Origin of the sequence: Nocardia wallacei, assembly GCF_014466955.1 — a bacterium.
Lineage (GTDB): Bacteria > Actinomycetota > Actinomycetes > Mycobacteriales > Mycobacteriaceae > Nocardia > Nocardia wallacei.
Genome location: NZ_AP023396.1, coordinates 5,708,675 through 5,730,486, shown reverse-complemented (window position 1 = coordinate 5,730,486; position 21,812 = coordinate 5,708,675). Strand labels below are relative to the sequence as shown.

The following is a 21,812-nucleotide window of genomic DNA, read 5'->3' as shown; positions in this document are numbered from 1 at the left end:
ATTCCGGTGCCGCCGGATGGCGTTCGGGGGCCGTCGATGCGGTTGCCGGGAGCCGGAGCCGGACCCGGCGCGTTCGGCCGATGTTCGCGCCCGGTTCGCGGTTGGTCGTGAAAACCGTTGCCCGCTAATGCTATTGGGAGGTTGCCCGAAACCGCGCCGAGCTGGTGCGATGCGGTCGTCTCTCAGGAACGGGAGTAGCGGGGCGGTATGCGCGGGTACCCTGGAAAGGCTGACGAACGACGTGGCCGGGCCGAGCGCCCGGCTCGAGCAACGGATGGCAGGGCCCGCATGAACAGCACAGCAGAGCCGCATCAGGCCAGGTACGCACACTTTGTCGGGTCTCTTCCGAGAGAATTGATGACGGGAAACAGGGCCGTACTGCAGTGGTTCGCCGACCACGCCGCGGGCAACCCGGTGACGGGCGTGCCGTGTGATCTGGACCCCGACTGGATCATCGAGTACCTACGGACCCGTGAAAAGCATGATGTCTTCGAGATCGTCGCAGCCGGTGACTACGCCGATTACAGCGCTTTCCCCAGCTACGGTGTGCGACAGGGCCGTAAGCTGCAGCCCGAGCACGTGGCCATGGACCGCGTCGAGCGCATCGGCGACGTCGTCGCGGCCTGGCAGACGCTGCGGAGCGAGCGACCGGCGCTGGCTGGAGTAAAAGTGCAGATTAGTCAGCCGAATCCGCTGGATCTGGCGATGTTCGTCTTCGCCGGGGCGGCGGTTTCGGCCGGGTTGCCGGTCGGAAGGGCGCTGCGGCACAGCGGAGTCGTCATCGCCGCGCTGCGCAATCTGCCGGTGTTCACCGAGGCGGTGCTGCGGGAGATGACCGAGGTCCAGCAGCGCTACGGCGACAGCGTCGTCTGGCAGGTGGAGTCGCCGCTCGCGTTGCTCAGCATGGTCAAAGCCCAGCAGCTGCGCTCCCAGTGGGCGGTGGCGCCACTCGTCGCCGGGCAGCTCGCCGGGTTCCTCGGGCGCATGGAAGCGATCGGCGCGGACCGGGTCGTGCACCTGTGCTACGGCGACTATCAGCACAAGAGCCTGCTGTCGCCGCGCGATCTCGCCCCGGCGGTCACGCTGCTCAATCACACCGCGCGACGACTGCACAAGGCGGGGGTCCCGCTGCCGCCGGTGCACGTGCCGTGCGCGTTCGGCGCCGAGCCGGCGCCGCTGGACCCGGGTTTCTACGCGCCGCTGCGCGAACTCGATCCGGGCTGGCGGGTGATCGCCGGGGTGGCCTCCTCGGACCCGGGCGACGAGAGTGCCCGCGCCCGTGACCTGTTCGAGGCGGCGGCGGGCCGCCCGGCCTACGGCATAGCGACCGCCTGTGGCCTGGGCCGATGCTCGGTGGCGGAGGCGGAACAGGCCGCCGCGACGACGGTCGCCCTCGCCGCCGGTCCACGCGGGTAGACAGCCGAACACCGCCGTATCGACGAATCGCCCTGGGGCGGAGCCTGTGCTGCGCATTCGCAATAGTGCGAACACAGACTTTCGACCGATTTGCCCGCAACGCCCCCGTGCGGACGTCGATGGCCGTACCCTGGATCGAGGCCGCCAAACCGATGTTTACGAGGAAGAGCGGGTGATGACGAGACGAGATGTTCGTTGCCGCTTCCGGCCAGGCCTTCCGTCCCTCCGGTGACGTTCCCGGCGAAGCGTTCGGCTCGGTAGTACTTCCGGGTTTCCCTGATTCCTTCGGCATCGATACCGACATGCCGTGGGCGACAGCGCGGCACGCCGCGCCCTCTGTGGATATCCGCTACCTTTCAGCACCCCGCGCGGGGCGCTGTCGACCGCCGAAAAATGTTCTTGCACTTGAGCTTTCAATGATCGTTTCCTACAATAACTATTGCGCTACGTCTTCTAGTTATCCAGCGGCAATGCTTGGTTCGGGTTGCTGGCCAGCCTGGAGCCCGGAGTGGGTCCGGTCGCCGGTGTAGACGCGCGCGTTCTTGTTGTCGGCAGTTTCCAGGGAGTTTGCTATGGGGAACAATCCGCACGTCCTAGTAGTAGGTGGAGGCCCCGCCGGGTCGACCACGGCAGCCCTGCTCGCACGCTCGGGCATTCGAGTAACACTCCTGGAAAAGGACCAATTTCCGAGGTACCACATCGGGGAATCGCTGCTGGCGTCGTGCCTGTCGACGCTGCGCCTTTCCGGTGCGTACGACGAGGTTGCCGCCCACGGGTTCCAGGTGAAGCGCGGTGGATATTTCCAGTGGAAGGACGACACCTGGCTGCTGGACTGGTCCAAGCTCGTCGACGCCGAGGCATGGTCCTGGCAGGTCGACCGCGCGGAATTCGACAACATCCTGCTCCGCAACGCCGCCAAGCAGGGCGCCGAGGTGATCGAGCAGGCCACGGTGCAGAACGTGGTGTTCGACGACGACCGCCCGACCGCGGTCGAATGGACCCTCGCCGGTGACGATCAGGTCCGCACCACCACCTTCGACTTCCTCGTCGACGCATCCGGCCGGGCCGGGCTGCTGTCTCGTCGGTACTTCGATATGCGCAAGCAGCACAAGGCTTTTCGCAACATCGCGGTCTGGTCCTACTGGGAGGGCGCGCACCTGCACCCCGACAGTCCCGAGGGCGCGATCAACGTGGTCTCGACCGACGAGGGCGGCTGGTTCTGGCACATCCCGCTGGCGGACGGCCGCTACAGCGTCGGCTACGTGGTTCCCACCACGGTCGCCGGGGCGCGGGTGCGCGAACTCGGCTCGCGGGAGGCGTTCTATCACGACTCCATCCGCAAGAACCCGAAGCTGGCGGTGATGCTCGAGGGCGCCCGCCAGGTCACCGAGGTACGGGCGGAGCAGGACTACTCCTATGTGTCCGACCGGTTCTGCGGTCCCGGCTACGCCATCGTCGGCGACTCGGCGTGCTTCCTGGACCCGCTGCTGTCCACCGGCGTGCACCTGGCGACGTACGGCGGGCTGTGCGCCGCGGCATCCATCGCCACCGCGCTGCGCGGGGAGATGCCCGAGGCGGAGGCACTGGCGTTCTTCGACTACACCTATCGCCGTGCCTACGAGCGCTTCCTGGTGCTGGTGTCGCGCATGTACGAGCAGTACATCGGGGCCAACGAGTACTTCTCGCACGCCAGCACGCTGACCGACGTGAAAGCCGGTGACACACCGGAGGAATCGTTCACCCGGATCATGGCCGGGCTGACCGACGTGAGCGAGTCGGCGGGCGAACAGCGGCGCATCGAGACCGACACCATCGTCGCCGAGGCCGAGCACCTCGACGAGGACGGCGTGAACATCAAGTACATGGGGCATCTGGACATGTCCCCGGTATGGAACATCTGGCGCGACCCGCTGGGTGCGGACACGGTGATGGGTGACGTGCGCATCACCACCGCGCCCGTGCTCGGCCTCACCAACCGGCCGCGCACGGCCGCGGAAATGGAGGGCGTGGTCCGGCCGTTCATCCCGCCGAAGCGCGACGCCGAGGCCGTGTAGCGGTCCTCGGACACGGATGTTGTCGTGACCATCGTTCACTCCGTCCCCGAATCGCCAGGCGACCAGTCGCCCGGCGATTCGGGGGCGCGGTCCCCCAGAGACGAAATCGCGCAATTCGCGCATCCGCTCACCAGGATGCTGCTGGCCAGTGACGGCTTCACGATGCCGGTGCTGGAGGCGATCCTGCGTACCGAACTCCAGGTGCGGGTGCTGCGGCAGGACGACGTCGCGGCCGCGCGGATTCCGGCCGCGGTCACCGATGCCCTGCAGGTGTCGGGCGCCGACCGGGTCATCGTCCGCCGCTCGTGCCTGATCGACCCCGACCTGGTGACCGTGTCGGTCAACCACGTCGTCACCGTCAGCGGCCCGGCCGCCGCATGCGGGGTGGACGACGTGCAGATGCCGATCGGGTACACCCTGGTGTCGCGCGGGGTGTCCCAGCGGCGGCAGGTGTTGCGCGCGGGCGTGGCACGGTGGCCGGACGGCCGCCTGTGCGCCGCCAAGGCCTACGTCATAGTGCTCGGTGATCGGCCGCTGTGCTACATCCGGGAGTCCTTCAACCCGGACGTGATTCCGCCGGACTGCGCCGAGATCGCCGCCGACGGCGACCTGCCCTGGTCCGACGAGCCCGATACCCCCGAGCCGGACGCGGCCGACCCGGCGACGGCGCTGTGGGAATCGGCGGTCCCGCAGGACGAGGCGCCGCCGGGCAGCGTCGAGCGGCTGCGGGCGCTGCCCCCGCTGGTCGACCCGAGCGACTGCGAGGCGCTGATCGGCGACCTGGCCGCGGCCACCCGCGGCCGGGCCTTCGTGCTGCATCTCGGTGACGGCGACGACGCGCCCCTGGTCTGCGACACCCGTTCGCTCGCGGCCCGGCGCGCGCTCGTCCACGCCGCCACCGCGGTGCTCGCCCACGGGCTCGGCGCGGAAGTCCGGGTGGTGCCGGTGAGCCACCTGTCCGGCCGCCTCGGCACGGCCGCGGAGACGCCGGATCCGTTGTTGCAGACCTACTTTCACGCCGCGGCCGCGGTCAATTACTGGCGTACCCGGCACGCGCCGGTGGCGGCGAGCGCGGATCTGCTGCGCCATGCCGCCGACCGGTCCACCGATCAGGTGGCCCGTGACGTGTTCCGCGAGGTCGCCGGGCTGTTGCCGCTGGCCGCCGCCGCGCCGACGGCCGCGCGCGAGCTGTTCAGCTCGATGACGCGGCTGCGGATCTCGCACGAGGCGCCGACGCTGCGGTACGCCGCCGCGCTCACCCGCCACGGCCCGGACTGGTGGGACTGCTCGACGCAGCTGGTCTGGATCGGCGACCGGGCTCGAAATACGCAGGCGCACACCAGGTTCGCCGCCCGGGTCCGCAACGCGGTGGCCGTATCGGTGGGGCCGGAGACCACGCCCCGCGAGGTCGAGCGGCTGTGCCTGGAGCTGAATCCCGGCAAACAGGCGGGGCGGCTCACCCTCGTGGCGCGCCTGGGCGCCGAGCCGATCGGCGACTGGCTGCCGCGGCTGATCGAGGCGGCCGCCGCGCGGTCGACACCGGTGTGCTGGATGGCCGACCCGATGCGGGCCCGCGGGCGAACCCGTAACGGCAACAGCGGCTCTCGCGTCGGTGAGGTCGGCGCCGCGATCGCGGAGTTCCTCCGCGTTTGCCGGGCGGTCGGTACGGTTCCCGGCGGGCTGCATCTCGAATGCGCGTCCGCCGCCACCGAATTCGGCGGATGGGGCGAAACGCACATTCTGCACAGCGTGATGGCGGCCCTGGTCGAGCTGCGAGCAACCTGAGCAGGGCACGGCCGGTTCTGGGCCGCGGCGTGCCGGGTCGGCGCGCAGCTACATCCGCGCGTCGATGGTGAGTTCGGGCCAGCTCTGGGATGATGCCGCCGCACGCGATCGCGATCGTTGCTATGTTGCTACCCGTGGGCGAGTCGCCAGGTTTCCGGTCGACGGGTCATGGAGGCTGCAGTTTCGACCCCTCAGCGACCCGGCGCGCCGCGGTATTCGCTCGCGGCACGCGGCCGGTATTACGTGTTTTACGTGCCCGCGCTCACTGATCGCTTACCTCAGTTCGCTTGTCTGGAGTCACGTCTTTGACCACACCACAGCCCCCCTCCTACACCACCGCGACCGGAATGTGCCCCGTCCAGCACGCGGCCTCCGGTGACATCGACGACGGGGTACCCATGTACACCCAGGAGTTCGTCGACGACCCGCACGGCGCCTACCGCAACTGGCGGGAACGCTATGGCTCCCTGGTCCCGGTCATGCTCGCGCCCGGCGTGCCGGCCACCCTGGTGATCGGATACGCCACCGCCGTACGGATTCTCAACGATCCGGAGCACTTTCCCACCGACCCCCGCACCTGGCAGGACACCATCCCCGCGGATTCGCCGGTCCGCCCGATGATGGCCTACCTGCCCGCCGCGCGGTACAACAGCGGCGCCGCGCACGAACGGTACCGGCGGCCCTCGGTCGCCGCCATCAACAACATCAACCTGCACGCCGTGCCCGCCACGGTCGAGCGGCTGGCCCGGCCGCTGATCAACAACTTCTGCGGCAACGGCTACGCGGATCTGGTGACGCAGTACGCCTTTCCGCTCGTGCTCGATGTGATCAACGATATGGTCGGCTGCCCGCCCGACATCGGGACGCGGGTGGCCCAGGGCATGGCCGAGCGGTTCGAGGGCCGTCCCGAGGGCATGCAGACGCTGAAGATGGCGCTCATGGAACTCATCCAGCTCAAGCGCGAGTACGGCGGCAACGACGTCACCTCGGTGCTGGCCGACCCGCAGTACGAACTCAACGACGACGAGGTCTTCGCGCAGCTGATGAGTTTCTACGGCGCGGGATTCGAGGCGCAGCGCAACCTGATCACCAACGCGCTGCGGCTGATGATGACCGACGACCGGTTCCAGAGCCAGAACGTGCTCGGCCGGAACCTGTCGACCGTGGACGCGATCGACGAGGTGCTGTTCAACGACCCGCCGATGGCGAACTTCTGCACCACCTACCCGCGCCAGCCGATCATGGTCGACGGGGTGTGGCTGCCCGCGCACAAGCCGGTGGTGATCAGCCTGGCCGCCTGCAACAACGATCCGGAGATCCGCGGCACGGAGTTGGGTGAGAGCAGCATCGGCAATCGCTCGCACCTGGCGTGGAGCGCCGGGCCGCACCGCTGCCCGGCGCAGGACGTAGCGCGGCTGACCGTGCAACCCGGCATCGATCAGCTCTTCGACGCCATTCCGGACATGCAAATGGCAAGGGCCGAAAGGGATTTGGTGTGGCGGCCCGGGCCGTTCCACCGCGCCCTGGTGGATCTGCCGGTCACCTTCTCGCCGTCGCCGCCGCTGCCCGTCATGTAAACCGGAGGCCGCCGACCACCGCCGCCGCGGCCGCGGGGAATGTGCGGGCCGCGGGGCGCCCGGTGTCCTCAGCCCAGGTTGAACGGTGCGGATTTCGGGAACGCCACCGGCAGCGACACCAGCGCCCGGTGGAACGGGCCCGGCCGCCAGGTCAGTTCCTCGACCGGCACGGCCAGGCGGATGTCGGGCAGGGCGTCGAGCAGCTGGTCGATCGCGTCCTGCGCGATGAGGTAGGCCACCGAGCGGGCGGGGCAGGCGTGCGGCCCGGCGCTCCACGCCAGATGCGACCGGTTGCCGGTGCGGTCGCCCCCGGTGACGGACGGGTCCGCGCCGACGGCGGCCATGCTGATCACGACCGGTTGGTTCGCCGGCAGCCAGACGTCGTTGATGAGGATGGGCTGGCGCGGGTAGCTGACGCAGTAGTTCGCCAGCGGCGGATCGGTGAACAGGACCTCGTCGAGCGCGTCACGGGTCGACAGGCTGCCACCGACCAGATCGCCGCCGAGGCGGTCGTTGGTGAGCATGATGCGCAGCGTGTTCGCGATCAGATGGACCCCCGGCTCGACACCGGCCGCGTACAGCGTGACCAGTTGGTGCACCATCTCCGCGTCGTCGAGCCCGGCGGGATGGCCGATCAACCGGCTGGTGATGTCGTTTCCGGGATGCGCGCGCTTGTAGGCGATATGTTCCTGCAGCGCCTCGAGCAGCATCCGGTTACCGGCCTCGGCGTCGCCCTGGGCGTCGAACATCATCGCGCTGCCGGTGGCGACCCGTTCGCCGACATCGGCGGTGCAGCCCAGCATGTGGTCGAGCGTGCTGCGAACCAGCGTGTAGATGTACTGCTCGAGCAGATCGGCGTAGCCCTCCTCGCAGAACGTGTTGATCAGCCCGATCGCGATCCGCTCGACCACCGTGTGCATCGCGTTCAGGTCGATGCCGTCGATCGCGGCGGTATTGGCCTCCCGGTAGCGGTCGTGCTCGCGGCCGTCGGTGCGCAGCGCGTTGGGCCGCCACTCCAGCATCGGCAGCAGCGGGCAGTTCTCAGGGACGGACTGCTGCCATGCGCGGGGATCGGCCGGGAAATGCCCCGGGTCGTTGAGGATCTCCAGCGCGGCGCGGTAACCGATCACCAAGGTGGCCGGCACACCGGGCGCGAGCATGACGGGTACCAGCGAACCGTGCTGGCGGCGCATTTCCCGGTACGCGGGATGGGGGTCGGCGGCGAATTCCGGTGTGTACATCGAGAATCGCTGCCCCTCGATGAACAACGGCGAGTCCATGAAGGCGCCTGGTGGACGAGAACCGGTCACAGATGATCTCCAAACGGTAGACAAGACGTAATGCGGGCATCGGCGCCCTCTCTCAGCCGACGGCCGGGGTGCGTCCGGCGCTCGCGGCAAAACAAACCCATGATGAGTCAAACCTGTTGCCCCTGAGAACAATTCGGGCAACAGCCCTACATCGTAGCTACCCTCGGAGCATCCCGCAGGCTAATCGTGAATCCGCAGCGCTGACCGGCCGGTCCGGCCGCCGCCGGGAACATGGCGACCGGACCGTTCGGACGGTGCCGCGAGGGTCAGGCGGTCAGCCGCACGGGCAGTCGTTTGTGGCCGTTGGAGATGAAACTCGCCACCGTGCCCAGTTCCGACCGGTCGGCAGCCAGCCGCATGCCGGGGAAGCGGCGGAAGAGGGCGGGCAGCGCCACCTCGGCCTCCAGCCGGGCCAGCGGCGCGCCCAGGCACAGGTGCGCGCCGTAGCCGAAGGCCATGTGCGCCTTGTTGATTCGCGTCACATCGAACTGGTCGGCGGTGTCGCCGTGCACCTTCGGGTCGCGATTGGCCGCGGCGTAGGAGGCGAGAATCGGTTCGCCGCGGCCGATGTGGACGACGCCGTCGGCGGTCTCGATATCGATGTCCTCGACGGCGTAGCGCAGCGGCAGATGCGCGACCGGCGCCTCGTACCGCAGCACCTCCTCGACCAGATCGTTCTTCCAGTCGACCGCGCCGGACTCCAGCTGCGCCAGCTGGTCCGGCCGGGTCAGCAGGAGGTAGATCGCCTGATCCAGCAAATTCACAGTGGTCTCGTGTCCGGCGCTGATCACCAGCAGCAGGGTGTCGACGAGTTCCTGTTCGGTCAGTGCCGAGCCGTCCTCCTCGCTGCGGTGCGCGATGAGCACGCTGGTCATATCGTCACCGGGAGTGCCGCGCCGATATTCCACCAGCTCGCGCAGGATGCGCTGCATCTCGGCGAAATTGGCCTGGGCCTGCTCGGGTGTCAGGGAGGTGTCGAAGATGCCGTCGACGCAGGTGCGCAGGCCGGGATTGAGCGACTCGGGCACGCCCATCAGTTCGGAGATGACCCGGATGGGCAGCGGGTAGGCGAATTCCTCGCGGAGGTCGACCGCTTCGCCGGGCGGCGTCTGCGCGAGCCGATCCAGCAGGTCGGCGGTGATCGCCTCGATGCGCGGTCGCATCGCGTCGGTGCGCCGCTGGGTGAACGCGGGCTGGACCAGCCGGCGCAGGCGGGTGTGGTCCGCGCCGTAGGCGGTGAACATGTTGGTCACCGCCACCCAGGTGAACAGACCCCAGGCCGGGGTGATGCGGCCCTCCCGGAAGGCGGGCCAGTGCTGCCGCGGGTCCTTGGATACGCGCTTGTCGCGCAGCAGATCCCGGAGGATGGCCTGGTCGGTCACGGACCAGGCGCGCACACCGTCGTGTAGCGCGACCGCGGTGACGGGCCCCTGCGCGCGGATGCGGGCGGACTCGCCCTGAATGTCCACGCCGTCGGGATTCAGGACGATCGGATGCGACACAGACTCCAACATCGGGAGCTCCTTACTGACTGCGGCCGGACGGTTGCGGGTCCGGCGGTGGGAACGTCACCGGGGACGCCGCCGACTCGCCGCGCGCGGATAAGGCACTGCTTCGACCGCCCCACCCTGACGCCGGATCGCACCGACGGTATCCCGAGGTCTAGCAAACGTATTGCCCTGGAGCATCTTTCGGGCAACGCTGTCCGATCCTACGCACCCGCCGCCGGTCCCGCAGGTCGAATGACCGACCGGTCCGGGCATTTGCCGGATCGCCGCCGGCGGTGAGCGGGGTCACAGCATTGCGAACTTCAAACCTGTTGGTACGCAACGTGGGCGGGTATGGCGATCGATGAGGACGCAGTGCGCGTCGACATGGCGAGTCCCGAGAGGATGATCACAATGAACACCTCTGATCCGGTGACCAGAGACCATCGACCGATTCGGGTGGCCGAGTGCTTCGGTTCCACGACTTCCGCGAACGGCGTCATGGCCGTGTGGGTCCTGCTGGTCGCCGCCGCGGCTATCGGCCTGCTCCTGCTGTGACGCCCGGGTCGCCGAGGTCGGTCAGGCGCGCGGAGATCCGCGCATCGGTGCTGACGATCGGCGACTCCTTGTCGACCCAGGTGTCGCCGCCGAAGTAGTCGCGGAAGATGTGCTCGGCGGTGCGGGTCGCCAGCGCCTGGGTGGACAGGGTCGGATTCGGCCCGCCCAGGGCGTTCGGCAGTGCCGAATTGTCGGCGATGTAGAGCCGCCGGACCCAGCGGGCCTGCGCGTCGGCGCCGAGCACCGAGTCCGCGGGCGAGGCGCCCATCCGCATAGACGAGTGCACGTGCAGCAGCAATGGCGCCCAGTCCACCCGGTACACCTTGCGCGCCCCGGCCGCCCGCATGATCTCCGCGGCGCGGGCGGCCATGAACTCCCGGTTCGCCAGCGTCCGCGGATCGCGTTGCCGCCGTGCGACATCGATCTTGGCGGGGGCGCCGTTCTCGTCGGCGGGGAACAGCGACAGGCTGATCCGGTTCCGCGGCTCGACGTGGTCGTCGGTGAGGACGAGGAAGTTCAGCAGATGGTCGATGCCGCCGGAAAGCAGTTCCATCAGCTCCGTGCCGACCAGCCGCCCGGCCGGGCCGTCCCAGGGACCCAGCGGGGCGCGGCCGTTGTCGTAGACGCCGCGTACGCCGCTGTCGGACAGGGCCATCGAGAACGCCTGGATGGCCGGGGTCAGCCCGACGTTCTCGATGCCGCCGTGGCCCGGAAAGTCGACGCGGGCCGAGGAGTTGGCGCCCTTGGAGTTACCGGTGTACTCGTCGAAACTGCCGACGACCCAGTCCAGGAAGTGGTCGGTGTGCCCGCGCCCCACCCAGTCGTTGGGGTTGGGCAGCCCGCTGTTGAGCCACAGCCGCGGGCTCTCGGTCGAGCCGCCCGCGAGCACCACCACGCGGGCGTCCTCGGTGAACCGCGCGCCGCTGGAATTGTCGCGCCAGGTGACGCCGGTCGCGACCAGCTCGCCGCCGTGCTGTTCGGTGTGGATCTGCTGTACGAAGCTGTCGGCGAGCAGTTCGACGGCCCGGCCGCCGGGACGGACGGCGTCGGCGGCGAGGCCCAGCGGCACATAGCTGTTGTCGGTGGAGCGTTTGGCGGCGCGGTTGCGTGGCGCCCCGATCGGCTCGTAGCAGCCCTGGAAACAGTGCCCGCAGAAGGTGCAGCCGGTCGCGTCCGGATAGGTCAGCAGGTCGGCGCGATCGCTGCGCCCGGCATTGCCGCCGGGTTGCAGGATGGCGTTCTGCTGGGGCCGGAACGAGGCCCCGGTGGTGGTGCGGGTGGTCTGCACCGGCAGCCCGACGTTCTCGCAGCCGCGGAAGGTCAGCTGCTCCTTGGTGCCCATGGCCGCGGTCTGCACCGGCAGCGTCGCCTCCACCCACTCCAGATACGGCACGAATTCCGCGTAGGGGAACGGGAATTCGTGCGCGCGATCGTAGGCGGCCGCGTCGGGACCCGAATAGCCCTGGAATACGCCCGGGTACGGGCGCGGGCTGTTGGCGAAGTAGTGCGCGGTGGTCCCGCCGACCCCGGCCAGCTGCCAGGCGTAGACGTTCGACGCCCACTCCCGGAACCATGCGGGCTGGCGCCGGTCCTGCGGGCCGAACCGCAGGAAACCGTGGTTGGGGTTGTTGGCGTCGTTCTCGGCGTGCGACCACTGCTCGCTCGGCGCGCCGTGGCGCGGGCCCGCCTCCAGTAACAGCACATCCAGGCCGCGCCCGGCCAGTTCGGCGGCGATGACAGGCCCGCCGCCGCCCGCTCCGATCACGATGACGTCACGCATCCGCGGGCACCTCCGTACGGCCTTGGTAGTAGCCGATCAGCTCGTCGTGGCCCTCGAGCAGGCCGGCCGGGCGGTAGCCGGTGAGTTCCCACGACGGCGGCCGCCCGACGACGGCCCGTGCCACCGGGTCGAACATGGCCATCTCCGAATGCACGCCGAAGGCGGTGCCTTCCAACAGGATCCCGCCCGCGAATCGCAGGAAGCCGCTCGCCGAACCGCGCAGCGGGCCGGGCAGTCCGCCGTCGATCAGGCCGACCAGGGCCGGTAGGGGCCGTTCGAGCAACTCGATCACCCGGCACTTGTCGCGCAGGCTCAGGCGGGCGAACGGCGACCCGAGCGGTCCGACCAGGCTGGCGGGCGCGATCAGCAGCGCACCGAAGGTCAGCACCAGCCCTACCAGCAGAGACAACGGCAGTGTGCGATCGGAGTAGGCGAATCCCAGCGCCTGGTCCAGGGTGCGCCCCTGCTCCGGTGACACCCCGAGCAGCGGGGCCGCGGGTATGCCGAGGTCGTTCAGTCCGGCGGCGAGCGCGGCGGCCAGCGGCCTGGTCAGCTGGTCGCCGGTAGCGAGGTACTGGTCGAACAGCTCGACGATGAACTCGCCGCCACCGGACTCGATCGGCCCGCGGCCCGGCCACGTCACGCCCTGTACCCGGGACCATTCGTCCGGTCCCGGGAACACCATCACGCAGACGCCGCGAACCGAGTCGAGCACCAGGGCCTCGAAGGCGCCGAGCGGGCCCGGTGATCGTGCGCCGATCGGCGCTGCCGCCGCGCCGATACCCGCGGCGGCCGCGAAACTCGCCGCGTACCGCAGGAAGTCGCGGCGACCCGCGGCCGTGAACGCTGTTTCCTCGTTCGACATGGTGACTCCTGATCGCACCGAGGACGAATCGCTGTGCGATCCAGGAGAAGACGAGAGGAGCTACGCCGAGGGAGGTTCGGCGAAATTATGTGGTGACCGTTCCCGGTATCGGCCGCGAATTGGGAACTGCACCAAGGTTTCCGCGTGCGGTATACACCCGCGGCCCGGCCACCGGATATCCGGCGGCCGGGCCGCGGGTGGTGATGCCGATGCGCGCTACGGGGTGGAGTAGCCGATCAGCGCGCCGAGGCCGGCCCCGATCGGGACGGTGACCAGCGCGCCGACGCCGCCGAGGAAGAACCCGATCACCGCGCCGATACCGGCGCCGATGAGCGCGCCGACACCGGCGTTGTATTGCTTGCGGGCCAGGGTGTCGGCGGCTTCGTCGATCGACTGCGCCGCCGTGGCCGAGTGCGGTGTGAGGGTGAGGGTGCGGCCGTCGTTGTCGATGCGCGGGGTGATCCCGACCGCTCCGGCGGCGGTCTGCAGGCCCAGCGGCACGACCGCGACGGTGGCGCCCGTGGCGTCGGTGAGCGCGATCGAGGTGGCGTCGGGAGCGGCGACGAACCGCCCCGACTCGACGGTGGTGGTCACGCCCAGGTGGTCCGCGGTCGGTGCGGTCGTGTAGCCGATGCCGTGATCGGTGGCCCGCACGGCGATCTCGGTGGCGGGTGCCGGTTGGGCGTGCACGATGCCGGCGGTGGCGGCGGTGGCGCCGATCGCGAGTAGGGCCGCGGCGGCGAACTTGTCGACTGTCATCGATTCCCCACATTCCGTCGGCAGTATTGTGCCGACACATCCCCTGAATGGCCGTGCCCGGCCAGACATTTCGTTCGGTCACCGAACCCGGCGACCGGATGCCGATACTACCGTCCGGGACCGACACGCGCCCGCCCGCGCGGCCGCCGCATTGTGACGACGCGGCGCTCGCGCGGTCCGGAATTGGGACACCTCCAGCGTTGAGCCGATCCGGCGTCGGCCAAAGGAAATATTTCGTACCAATGAACGCCGTACCGCCCAGCCGTCGAACGAAGCCGTTGTGACAGTTACCGTTCCGAATCCGCTCCCCTCCGCCGCACGAGTGCTGCGACGGAACTTCTCCGACACCGCGGTGTCCGCGGTGCGCACCTTCGGGCGCGCGGTGCGCATCGCCGAGGAGGCGGTGCTCGGCGCGGTTACCGACCTCGTGCGCGGCCGATTGCACTGGCGCGAGGCTATCGTGCAGGGCTGGTGGCTGGTCACGGTGACCGCGATTCCGGCGATCCTGATGGCCATTCCGTTCGGCGTCATCGTGTCGGTACAGGTGGGCAACCTGATTCGCACGCTCGGCGCGGATTCGCTACTGGGCGCGACCGGCGGGCTGGGGGTCATCAAACAGGGCGCGCCGCTGGCGACGGGCTTCCTGCTCGGCGGGGCCGGCGCGGCGGCGATCGCGGCGGATCTGGGCGCGCGCACCATCCGCGAGGAGATCGACGCGCTGACCACCATGGGCATCAGTCCCATACACCGCCTGGTGATTCCGCGGATCATCGCCATGCTGGTGGTGGCGCCGCTGCTGAACGTGCTGATCATCTTCGTGGGCGTGCTGGCCGGGTACACGGTGGCGGTCGGCGGCCAGAACGTCACGCCGGGTAGCTACTGGACGACGTTCGGATCGTTCACCACGCTCGCCGACGTCTGGATCTCGCTGGTGAAGGCGATGATCTTCGGATTCCTGGTGGTGGTGATCGCCTGCCAGCGCGGCTTGGAGGCCAAGGGCGGACCGCGCGGGGTCACCGACGCGGTGAACGCGGCGGTGGTGCTGTCGGTGGTGTCGATCGTGCTGGTGAACCTGGTCATCACGCAGATCACCGCCATGTTCCTGCCGACGAGGCTGGCCTGATGACGGCATCGAGCTACGCCCCCAAGGGATTGCGACGGCTGCGCGGCCACCGGTTCGGGCTGTCCTGGATCGAGTCGCTCGGATTCGCGCTGGCCTTCACCTGGCAGGTGCTCTCGGCGATTCCGCTGACGCTGCGCCGCTACGGCGCGGAGACGATGCGCGCGATCTCGAATATGACCTGGGGTGCGGGCTCGGTGATCGTGGGCGGCGGCACGGTGCCGATGATGATCGTGCTGGGCCTGGTGATGGGCGCGTCGGTCGCGATCGAATCCTTCGCCACCCTCGACATTCTCGGCATGGGCCCGGTGACCGGCATCGTGTCCGCCTACGCCATCACCCGGGAGCTGGCGCCGATCGCGGCGGCGGTCGGCTTCGCCGGTCAGGCGGGCTGCCGGATGACCGCCGAGATCGGGGCCATGCGGATCAGCGAGGAGATCGACGCCATCGAGGCCCAGGGACTGCGGTCGGTGCCGTTCGTGGTGACGACCCGGGTGATCGCCGGCGCGGTGGCGATGGTGCCGACCTTCCTGATCGCGCTGATCCTGTCGTATCTGGCGTGCCGGGGGCTGATCACGCTGGTGCACGGGCAGTCGGCGGGGGTCTACGACCACTACTTCTTCCAGTTCGTCTCCGGCTTCGACGTGGTGGCCGCGGTGGTCAAGGTGGCGGTCTTCGCGACCGTGGTCATCCTGGTGCACTCCTACTACGGATTCTTCGCCGCGGGCGGTCCGGAAGGGGTGGGGATCGCGTCGGGCCGGGCCGTGCGCGCGAGTTCGGTGGCGATCATCGCCATCGACATGGTGCTGTCGATCATGCTGTGGGGCATCGACTCCGCGGTCAGTTTCACGGGGTGAGCGCCGATGCCGAACTATGGGATTCCCGGAGTGACCGTCGATCGTCACCGCGCGCTGGCCGTCGGTGCGCTGGCCCTCGCGGTGGTGGTGCTGGTCGCGCTCGTGACGGTGACCTATCGCGCGGTGCGTGCGGAGCCCGGACTCCGGATCGTGTTGCGCACCAGCCGCATCGGGGACGGCGTCACCGCGGGCACCGAGGTCCGGCTCGACGGTGTGCGGGTCGGCCGCGTCACCGGCATCGTGCCCGGCGAGCGCGGCACCCAGAACATCACGCTCCGACTGGATTCCGCGCGCCTGCCCGGCCTGGACACCAGCCTGCGCGTGGACTACGCGACCGGAAACCTGTTCGGCATCAGCGAGATCGAGCTGCGCCGGGGACCGGGTGGTCCGCCGCTGCGGCCGGACACGGTGTTGAACCTGTCGGCGTCCGACGCGGTGTACGACGCCACCATGGGCAACCTGCTGCGCAGCCTGTCGCAGGTCGGTGATGCCGTGCTCACCCCGCGCATGGTGACGCTGCTGGCCACCCTGGCCGCCGACACCCGGGCCTTCACCCCCTTCCTGGAATCGGTCGTCACGCTGGCCCGCACCGTCACCGAGGTGCAGGATGTGCCGCTGTCGCTGATCCTCGGGCGGTTCGGCACCACGCTCGAGGGTGGCGGAGACTTCATGGACTCCCTCGTCGACCTGCTCGACCGCGTGTACCGGATCGAGACGCTGCGCAACGATCGCGTACGGATCGACGGTGGCATCTCGATGGTGATCGACCAATTGCTGCCCGAGGTGGCGCGGGCGCTGCGCTACGCCGAGACCGGCTTCGCGGGTTACACCGAGCTGGCGATACCGGTGCTGCAGGTGGTCGCGCGAATGGTGCCGGAGCCGCGGCGCTCCGGCGCGGAGGTGCGCGAGCTGATCGAGCGCATGGGCGCCGCGCTGCCCGACACTCCCGACGGCCCGGTGCTGCAGGCCGATGTGGACCTGCGCAACATCCCCGTGATCGCGGTCGGGGCGGCCGCGCTTCCCGACGGAGGTGGACGATGAAGACAACGCGCGGCGCCGCCTGGCGGTTCGCCCTGTTCGCCGCGGTGATCGGGCTGCTGCTGGTGGCGATCGTCTCGGTCATCAGACAGCCGGTGGACGGCGAGACCCGCACGTACACAGCGCTGTTCACCGATGTCAACGGCCTGCGCGCCGGAGACGAGGTGCGGCTGCGCGGGATCGCGGTGGGCCAGGTGAAAAATATTGCGCTGCAGGGCGACAAGGCGAAGGTGCGATTCGATCTCGCGACCTCGGCGCCGTTGTTCGACAACAGCAAACTCGCCGTCCGGTATCAGAACCTGGTGGGGCAGCGCTACATCGACGTGCAGCACGCGCCCGAGCCCGGTGCGCCGCTGCGTGCGGGCGCCACCGTCGGCGTCGCGCACACCGTGCCCTCGTTCGATGTGACCAGCCTGTTCAACGGGCTGAAACCGGTGCTGGCCACGCTGTCGCCGGAGAAGCTCAACAAGTTCACCACGAGCATGCTCGCGGTGATCGAGGGCAACGGCAGCGGCGTCGGCCCGGCCCTGGACGCCATCGGGGAACTGGCCGGTTACGTCACCGACCGCCAGCGGGTCATCACCACCTTGATACGCAATATGTCCCAGATCAACGACAAGATCGGCGGCGCCTCGGCGCCGTTGATCACGCTGCTCGGCAACGCCGCCGACATCTTCGACTCCCTGCAGCGCAATGTGGTGGGCCTGATCGACTTCTCGCTCACCGCGCCGCCGGTGCTGCGACCGGCCGACAGCCTGCTGGCCACCCTGGGGTTCACCGAGAACGACAACCCGGACATCGAAGCCATTCTGCGCCTGCTGATTCCGGACCCGCAGCTGGTCGTCGACGTGCTGAGCCGGTTGCCCGCGGCGCTGGCCGCGCTGGACGCGTCGATACCGCAGCGCATTCCGGGCTCGTCGCCGGTGTGCAGCAAGGGGAATGCGGCCGTGCCGCGGCCGTTGCAGATCCTGCTCGACGGACAGCGGGTGTCGATATGCAACGCGTGACCCGCACGGTGCGCCGGGTGCTCTACGGCCGAGACGAGATCAGCACGCGGCGCAGGGAATTCGGGCTCGGCGCGCTCGGCGCGGTACTGGTGGTCCTCGCGCTGCTGGTGACCGCCGCGGTGTACGCGATCCCGTTCGGCCGCACCACCTACACCGCCGAACTCACCGAGGCCGAGACCGTGAAGGCAGGTGACGACGTGCGGCTGGCCGGTATCTCGGTGGGCGAGGTCGACGAACTCGAACTGCGACCGGACAAGGTGATCATGCGGTTCACCGTGGACAACGACGTCTTCGTGGGCAGCGAGACCACGCTGGACGTGCGGATGCTCACCCTGGTCGGAGGCCACTACGTGGCCCTGTTCCCGGCGGGGACGACACCGCTCGGCAGCCGGGCGATTCCGGCCGACCACGTGCGGCTGCCGTACAGCCTCATGGAGACCTTCCAGGACGCGGTGGACCCCGTCCGGGGCATCGACGGCGGCACGCTGCGCGAGAACCTCACGGCGCTCGCCGACTCGCTCACCCAGGCGCCCAGCAGTATCCGGGAAATGCTCACCGGCGCAGAGCATCTCGTCGACGTCCTGAATCGCCAGCGCGCCGACGTGTCGAAGGGTATCGCGGTCGCCCAGGAGTACCTCGGCGTGGTGAATCTCGGAAAGGGCCAGCTGCGCCGCATGATCGAGAAGATCACCCTGCTCGAGACGCTGCTCGGGGACAAGCGGGCCGAGGTGCGCGAGGCCGTGCAGCTGTTGCGTTCGGTGTTCGGCCGCGTCGCGGCGCTGCAACCGTCCTGGGAGACGACGCTGAAGCCGATGGCCCGCCAGCTGGCCGATGCCATCGACGAGCTGGAGAGCATCGGTGAAAAGCTCAGCGGCCTGGTCGATTCCGTGCACGGCATCGGCGAGCACCTGACCGGGCTGGTGCTGCCCGACGGCCGGGTACAGGTCGGCGATCCCGCCGCGACCGTGGTGGCCGAGCAGCCGGTCGATGGCGGGACGCTGCTCGGGCAGATCTGCGTCCCGGTACCCGGAAAGGCCTGCTGATGATCCGACGACACGCTCTGCACACCGTGCTCGGTTCGCGGGTGACGATGTCGGTGGCCGGTGCGCTGGTACTGGTCGTGGTCGCCGTGGTCGGCTATCTCGTCGTCGCGAATCCGTTGCGCAAGACGGTGTCCTACTGTGCGCTGATGCCCGACAGCATCGGACTGTACGCGGGCAATCACGTCACGATGCGGGGCATTCCCGTCGGCACGGTCACCGATGTCCGGCCCGCCGGGGACAAGGTGCGGGTCGAGTTCGCCGTGGACGCCGCGCACCCGGTCCTGGCCGATGCCGCCGCGACGACACTGTCGCGCAATGTCACCACCGACCGCGATCTGGCCGTGCTCAACAGCGGCGCCGTGCCCGATCGGTGGGATCCCGGGCAGTGTCTCACCCGAACGCTGACGCCGAAGAGCCTGACCGAGACGCTGCACGCCGTGGCCGAGCTGTCCGAACAGCTGCTCGGGCCCGAACCCGAGCAGAACGACGAGATCGGCCGTCTGGTAACCCAATTGAACGCGGCGACGGCGGGCACCGGGCCGCAGCTCAACGCCGTCATCGGCAAGCTCGGTACCGCGCTGGACCATCCCGACGCGGCCATCGGCCGACTGTCGGGCATCGTCGACAGCCTCTCGGCGCTGGCCGACAGCGTGTCCACACACTGGGGCACGATCGACGCGATGGTGCTGGGGCTGGAGCAGATCCTGCGGCAGGTGAACAACGAGTTGTTCAGCGAGACCACCGTCATCATCGACCACTTCCGCCGAGTGCTGCCCATGCTGAACGACATCACCACGATGTTCGGGGATCCGATCTTCCTGTTGCTGGACGCGTCGGTGCCGCTGATCCGGTTCCTCGGCGCGCACATCGCCACCCTGCGCCAGATCCTCGACATGGTTCCCGTGATCACCGGCGCGTTCACCGCGATCCTCGACCCCCGTACCGGCGCGCCGGGACTCACCTTCGCGCCGCCGCGAGTCGCGATTCCCACGCCGGACGCCGAGAAGATCTGTGCCGCGGTCGATCTGGTCGCGCCGGGCCGATGTTCGGCGGCCGACGACATGGCGAACGTCGACCTGGTGCGGATGGTCCTGGCCTCGGCGGGTGCGCGATGAGGGCGGGACTGCGCCGCGCGGCCTCGGCCGCGCTGATCGTGGCCGTATCGGCTTGCGGGGCTTGCGCCTTCGATCCGGCGGAGCTGCCGCTGCCCGGTGCCGGGGTGGCCGGGCCCAGCTATCACGTGCGCATCGAGTTCACCGATGTGCTGAATCTGCCCGCGCGGGCGAAGGTGATCGCCAACGGCGCACAGGTCGGCGTCGCCACGAATATCGCACTGGCACAGCCGGATCGCGGGCCCGGCGGGCACGTGATCGTCGACGCCGAGATCGACGACGACGTTCAGCTGCCCACCACGACGACCGCGGTGCTGCGGCAGAACACGCTGCTCGGCGACATCCACATCGCGCTGACCACGCCGCCGGACGGGTTCGGGCGGCTCCTGCACGACGGCGACACCATTCCCGTCGGCCAGACCCGGCCCGCGGTCCGCGTCGAGGACACCCTGGCGGGGGTCGCGACCTTCGTGCAGGGCGGCGCGATCGACCACCTGCAGGACCTGATCACCGACCTCAACGGCGTGCTGCCGGAGGATCCGGCGCAGACCGCGCGCATCTTCCAGGTGCTCGGCGCCGACGCCGCGGATCTGTCGGCCAATCTGGATCAGGTCGACCATCTGCTGAACGGTTTCACCAAGGACTCCGAGGTGATGAATCGCCGGCGCGACACCCTCGCCGAGCTGCTCACCGAACCCGCCGTGGAACAGTTGTCGGCCTCCGTCGCCACCATCGTCAATGTCATCGGCGTGCTCGGCGGCATGGCTCCGGTGGCGCACGCGCTCACCTGGCTCGCGCCCGTGGCACAGTCCGCCGACGGTGCGCTCGGGGCGATCTTCCCGCTGCTGTTCACCAGCCGGCCACTGGATCTGCAAGCGCCGTCGAATCTCAACGCCCTGGTCGCGGTGATCCGCGACAAGATCATCCCGTTCGTCGAGCACGGGCCGAAGGTGCGGTTGCGCGGGGTGACGGTGACACCCGAGCAGGGGCCGCCGGTGCCCGCCGACGAGCAGGTCGAACACATCCTGCGGACGCTGCGGATGATCGGAGTGGTGCGATGAAGGCGCGTTCGGTGTTGTCGCTCGGCGCGATCGCCGTGGTGTCGGTGGTGGGTTCGGCCTACCTCGCGTTCGGTGTCGTGGGCGCGGATCCGTTCGCGCAGTACACCACCGTCACCATGCGGGTGCCCGACTCCGGTGGTCTCGCGACCGGGTCGCCGGTGCTGCTGTCCGGTATCGAGGTGGGGGAGATCGCCGCGGTCGACTCCACCGCCGCCGGGGTACGGGTGACGATGGATATCCGTGCGGCGTACCAGGTTCCGGCCGACAGCCTCGTCACCATCGAGAACCTGTCCTGGCTCGGCGAGCCCTACGTGGAGTTCGCGCCGCGGACGCCGGGCGGGCGGAACCTGCGTGACGGCGAGGCGGTCGATACGGCACTCGTGCGTCCGCCGCTGTCGATCCCGGAGCTGGCCCGGCTGGTCACCCGGGTGCTGGGGCGGATCGATCCGGCCGCCGCCAACGCGCTCGTCGACACCTTCACCACGGCATTGACCGGGACCGAGGCGGTGATACCCGAACTGTCGCGGTCCACCGGGTTGCTCGCCGCCGCCATCGCCGACCGGTCGCCCGAGGTCGGGGAACTGCTGCGCGACCTGCAGAGCATCGCCCCGCAGATGGCCGACGCCGGGCCCGCGATGACGGTCGCCCGCCCGCCGCTCATCGAATTCGGCCAGCGCGTGGACGATATCGCCGAGTCGATCGGCCGGCTGTTCCGCACCGGCGACGCGCCCCGCATGTATCAGGAGGACATGGGTCTGGTGCCCTTCGTCCACCGGCTCGGCACCTGGGTCGACGAGATCGGCCCGCAGCTGGCCCCGCTGGCCCCCATCCTGCGGCCGCTGGTGGACACCGTCGTGGGGGTGGTCCCGCGCATCGACCTGGGCGCCCTCATCTCCGCGGCCCTGGCCTCCACCGACCCCGACGACGGCGCCATCCACCTCCGCATCGCCCTCAACTGACTCCGGACCCGCGCAAAGGAATCA

The 21,812-nt window shown here is 69.3% G+C and carries 18 protein-coding genes; 13 read left to right on the top strand and 5 right to left on the bottom strand.

Going from position 1 to position 21,812, the window contains the following annotated elements:
• The first annotated feature begins 357 nt into the window (after window positions 1-357).
• The 4 genes from NWFMUON74_RS25250 to NWFMUON74_RS25235 all read left to right on the top strand — a co-directional run bounded on the left by NWFMUON74_RS25250 (window position 358) and on the right by NWFMUON74_RS25235 (window position 6,832).
• Entirely contained in the window at window positions 358-1,416 is a 1,059-nt protein-coding gene (locus tag NWFMUON74_RS25250; RefSeq protein ID WP_187684268.1) for a hypothetical protein, read from the top strand.
• Window positions 1,417-1,988: 572 nt separating this feature from the next.
• Complete coding sequence (locus NWFMUON74_RS25245; protein ID WP_187684267.1) at window positions 1,989-3,470, top strand: NAD(P)/FAD-dependent oxidoreductase; 1,482 nt, start codon at window positions 1,989-1,991, stop codon at window positions 3,468-3,470.
• A 24-nt stretch (window positions 3,471-3,494) separates the two neighbouring features.
• On the top strand, window positions 3,495-5,255 hold the full coding sequence (locus NWFMUON74_RS25240) for a 3-deoxy-7-phosphoheptulonate synthase (RefSeq protein ID WP_187684266.1): 1,761 nt from the start codon (window positions 3,495-3,497) through the stop codon (window positions 5,253-5,255).
• A 305-nt stretch (window positions 5,256-5,560) separates the two neighbouring features.
• Window positions 5,561-6,832, top strand: coding sequence for a cytochrome P450 family protein (locus tag NWFMUON74_RS25235; RefSeq protein WP_342213077.1), 1,272 nt, complete (start codon window positions 5,561-5,563; stop codon window positions 6,830-6,832).
• Between the two features lie 68 nt (window positions 6,833-6,900).
• Here the strand turns inward: NWFMUON74_RS25235 and NWFMUON74_RS25230 are convergent, their stop codons facing one another.
• A complete protein-coding gene (locus tag NWFMUON74_RS25230; protein ID WP_187684265.1) occupies window positions 6,901-8,112 on the bottom strand; it encodes a cytochrome P450 in 1,212 nt (403 codons plus the stop codon).
• Between the two features lie 296 nt (window positions 8,113-8,408).
• The gene (locus NWFMUON74_RS25225; RefSeq protein WP_187684264.1) at window positions 8,409-9,656 is read right to left on the bottom strand and encodes a cytochrome P450 family protein; all 1,248 of its coding nucleotides are present in this window, start codon (window positions 9,654-9,656) and stop codon (window positions 8,409-8,411) included.
• A gap of 387 nt (window positions 9,657-10,043) precedes the next feature.
• On the opposite strand from NWFMUON74_RS25225, the gene NWFMUON74_RS25220 reads away from it, so the two are divergent.
• A complete protein-coding gene (locus NWFMUON74_RS25220; protein ID WP_187684263.1) occupies window positions 10,044-10,187 on the top strand; it encodes a hypothetical protein in 144 nt (47 codons plus the stop codon).
• On the opposite strand, the gene NWFMUON74_RS25215 is transcribed toward NWFMUON74_RS25220, so the two are convergent.
• From NWFMUON74_RS25215 to NWFMUON74_RS25205, 3 genes are all read right to left on the bottom strand, one after another.
• The gene (locus tag NWFMUON74_RS25215) at window positions 10,165-11,967 is read right to left on the bottom strand and encodes a GMC family oxidoreductase N-terminal domain-containing protein (RefSeq protein WP_187684262.1); all 1,803 of its coding nucleotides are present in this window, start codon (window positions 11,965-11,967) and stop codon (window positions 10,165-10,167) included. The two genes, NWFMUON74_RS25220 and NWFMUON74_RS25215, sit on opposite strands and share 23 nt — an antisense overlap.
• Window positions 11,960-12,832, bottom strand: a complete 873-nt coding sequence (locus NWFMUON74_RS25210) for a hypothetical protein (RefSeq protein WP_187684261.1) — start codon at window positions 12,830-12,832, stop codon at window positions 11,960-11,962. The genes NWFMUON74_RS25215 and NWFMUON74_RS25210 overlap by 8 nt, the downstream gene beginning before the upstream one ends.
• A 216-nt stretch (window positions 12,833-13,048) precedes the next feature.
• Window positions 13,049-13,591 carry a DUF8020 domain-containing protein gene (locus NWFMUON74_RS25205; protein WP_187684260.1) on the bottom strand — a complete coding sequence of 181 codons (543 nt, stop codon included), beginning with the start codon at window positions 13,589-13,591 and terminating at the stop codon, window positions 13,049-13,051.
• Between the two features lie 280 nt (window positions 13,592-13,871).
• Between NWFMUON74_RS25205 and NWFMUON74_RS25200 the strand changes: the two genes are divergently transcribed.
• Genes NWFMUON74_RS25200 through NWFMUON74_RS25165 form a run of 8 tightly spaced genes read left to right on the top strand, consistent with a single transcriptional unit; the run spans window position 13,872 to window position 21,788 of the window.
• Window positions 13,872-14,714, top strand: a complete 843-nt coding sequence (locus tag NWFMUON74_RS25200; protein WP_187684259.1) for an ABC transporter permease — start codon at window positions 13,872-13,874, stop codon at window positions 14,712-14,714.
• Window positions 14,714-15,568: an MlaE family ABC transporter permease gene (locus NWFMUON74_RS25195; RefSeq protein WP_187684258.1), complete on the top strand. Its 855-nt coding sequence runs from the start codon at window positions 14,714-14,716 to the stop codon at window positions 15,566-15,568. Before NWFMUON74_RS25200 ends, NWFMUON74_RS25195 begins: the two co-directional genes overlap by 1 nt.
• A gap of 30 nt (window positions 15,569-15,598) precedes the next feature.
• Complete coding sequence (locus NWFMUON74_RS25190) at window positions 15,599-16,609, top strand: MlaD family protein (protein ID WP_232110593.1); 1,011 nt, start codon at window positions 15,599-15,601, stop codon at window positions 16,607-16,609.
• The gene (locus NWFMUON74_RS25185; RefSeq protein ID WP_187684256.1) at window positions 16,606-17,613 is read left to right on the top strand and encodes an MlaD family protein; all 1,008 of its coding nucleotides are present in this window, start codon (window positions 16,606-16,608) and stop codon (window positions 17,611-17,613) included. The genes NWFMUON74_RS25190 and NWFMUON74_RS25185 overlap by 4 nt, the downstream gene beginning before the upstream one ends.
• Entirely contained in the window at window positions 17,601-18,656 is a 1,056-nt protein-coding gene (locus NWFMUON74_RS25180; RefSeq protein WP_187684255.1) for an MlaD family protein, read from the top strand. Before NWFMUON74_RS25185 ends, NWFMUON74_RS25180 begins: the two co-directional genes overlap by 13 nt.
• Window positions 18,656-19,771 (top strand): MlaD family protein, encoded by a 1,116-nt coding sequence (locus NWFMUON74_RS25175; RefSeq protein ID WP_187684254.1) that lies wholly within the window; start codon window positions 18,656-18,658, stop codon window positions 19,769-19,771. The genes NWFMUON74_RS25180 and NWFMUON74_RS25175 overlap by 1 nt, the downstream gene beginning before the upstream one ends.
• Window positions 19,768-20,829, top strand: a complete 1,062-nt coding sequence (locus tag NWFMUON74_RS25170) for an MlaD family protein (protein ID WP_187684253.1) — start codon at window positions 19,768-19,770, stop codon at window positions 20,827-20,829. The genes NWFMUON74_RS25175 and NWFMUON74_RS25170 overlap by 4 nt, the downstream gene beginning before the upstream one ends.
• The gene (locus NWFMUON74_RS25165; RefSeq protein WP_187684252.1) at window positions 20,826-21,788 is read left to right on the top strand and encodes an MlaD family protein; all 963 of its coding nucleotides are present in this window, start codon (window positions 20,826-20,828) and stop codon (window positions 21,786-21,788) included. Before NWFMUON74_RS25170 ends, NWFMUON74_RS25165 begins: the two co-directional genes overlap by 4 nt.
• Window positions 21,789-21,812: the final 24 nt, after the last annotated feature.

What these genes read in the sequence shown, in the direction of transcription:
- NWFMUON74_RS25175 (WP_187684254.1), top strand. Translation starts at nt 18,656, where the DNA reads ATGATCCGACGACACGCTCTGCACACCGTGCTCGGTTCGCGGGTGACG.
- NWFMUON74_RS25215 (WP_187684262.1), bottom strand. Translation starts at nt 11,967, where the DNA reads ATGCGTGACGTCATCGTGATCGGAGCGGGCGGCGGCGGGCCTGTCATC.
- NWFMUON74_RS25180 (WP_187684255.1), top strand. Translation starts at nt 17,601, where the DNA reads ATGCAACGCGTGACCCGCACGGTGCGCCGGGTGCTCTACGGCCGAGAC.
- NWFMUON74_RS25220 (WP_187684263.1), top strand. Translation starts at nt 10,044, where the DNA reads ATGAACACCTCTGATCCGGTGACCAGAGACCATCGACCGATTCGGGTG.
- NWFMUON74_RS25210 (WP_187684261.1), bottom strand. Translation starts at nt 12,832, where the DNA reads ATGTCGAACGAGGAAACAGCGTTCACGGCCGCGGGTCGCCGCGACTTC.
- NWFMUON74_RS25170 (WP_187684253.1), top strand. Translation starts at nt 19,768, where the DNA reads ATGAGGGCGGGACTGCGCCGCGCGGCCTCGGCCGCGCTGATCGTGGCC.
- NWFMUON74_RS25250 (WP_187684268.1), top strand. Translation starts at nt 358, where the DNA reads ATGACGGGAAACAGGGCCGTACTGCAGTGGTTCGCCGACCACGCCGCG.
- NWFMUON74_RS25205 (WP_187684260.1), bottom strand. Translation starts at nt 13,591, where the DNA reads ATGACAGTCGACAAGTTCGCCGCCGCGGCCCTACTCGCGATCGGCGCC.
- NWFMUON74_RS25225 (WP_187684264.1), bottom strand. Translation starts at nt 9,656, where the DNA reads ATGTTGGAGTCTGTGTCGCATCCGATCGTCCTGAATCCCGACGGCGTG.
- NWFMUON74_RS25230 (WP_187684265.1), bottom strand. Translation starts at nt 8,112, where the DNA reads ATGGACTCGCCGTTGTTCATCGAGGGGCAGCGATTCTCGATGTACACA.
- NWFMUON74_RS25165 (WP_187684252.1), top strand. Translation starts at nt 20,826, where the DNA reads ATGAAGGCGCGTTCGGTGTTGTCGCTCGGCGCGATCGCCGTGGTGTCG.
- NWFMUON74_RS25245 (WP_187684267.1), top strand. Translation starts at nt 1,989, where the DNA reads ATGGGGAACAATCCGCACGTCCTAGTAGTAGGTGGAGGCCCCGCCGGG.
- NWFMUON74_RS25195 (WP_187684258.1), top strand. Translation starts at nt 14,714, where the DNA reads ATGACGGCATCGAGCTACGCCCCCAAGGGATTGCGACGGCTGCGCGGC.
- NWFMUON74_RS25185 (WP_187684256.1), top strand. Translation starts at nt 16,606, where the DNA reads ATGAAGACAACGCGCGGCGCCGCCTGGCGGTTCGCCCTGTTCGCCGCG.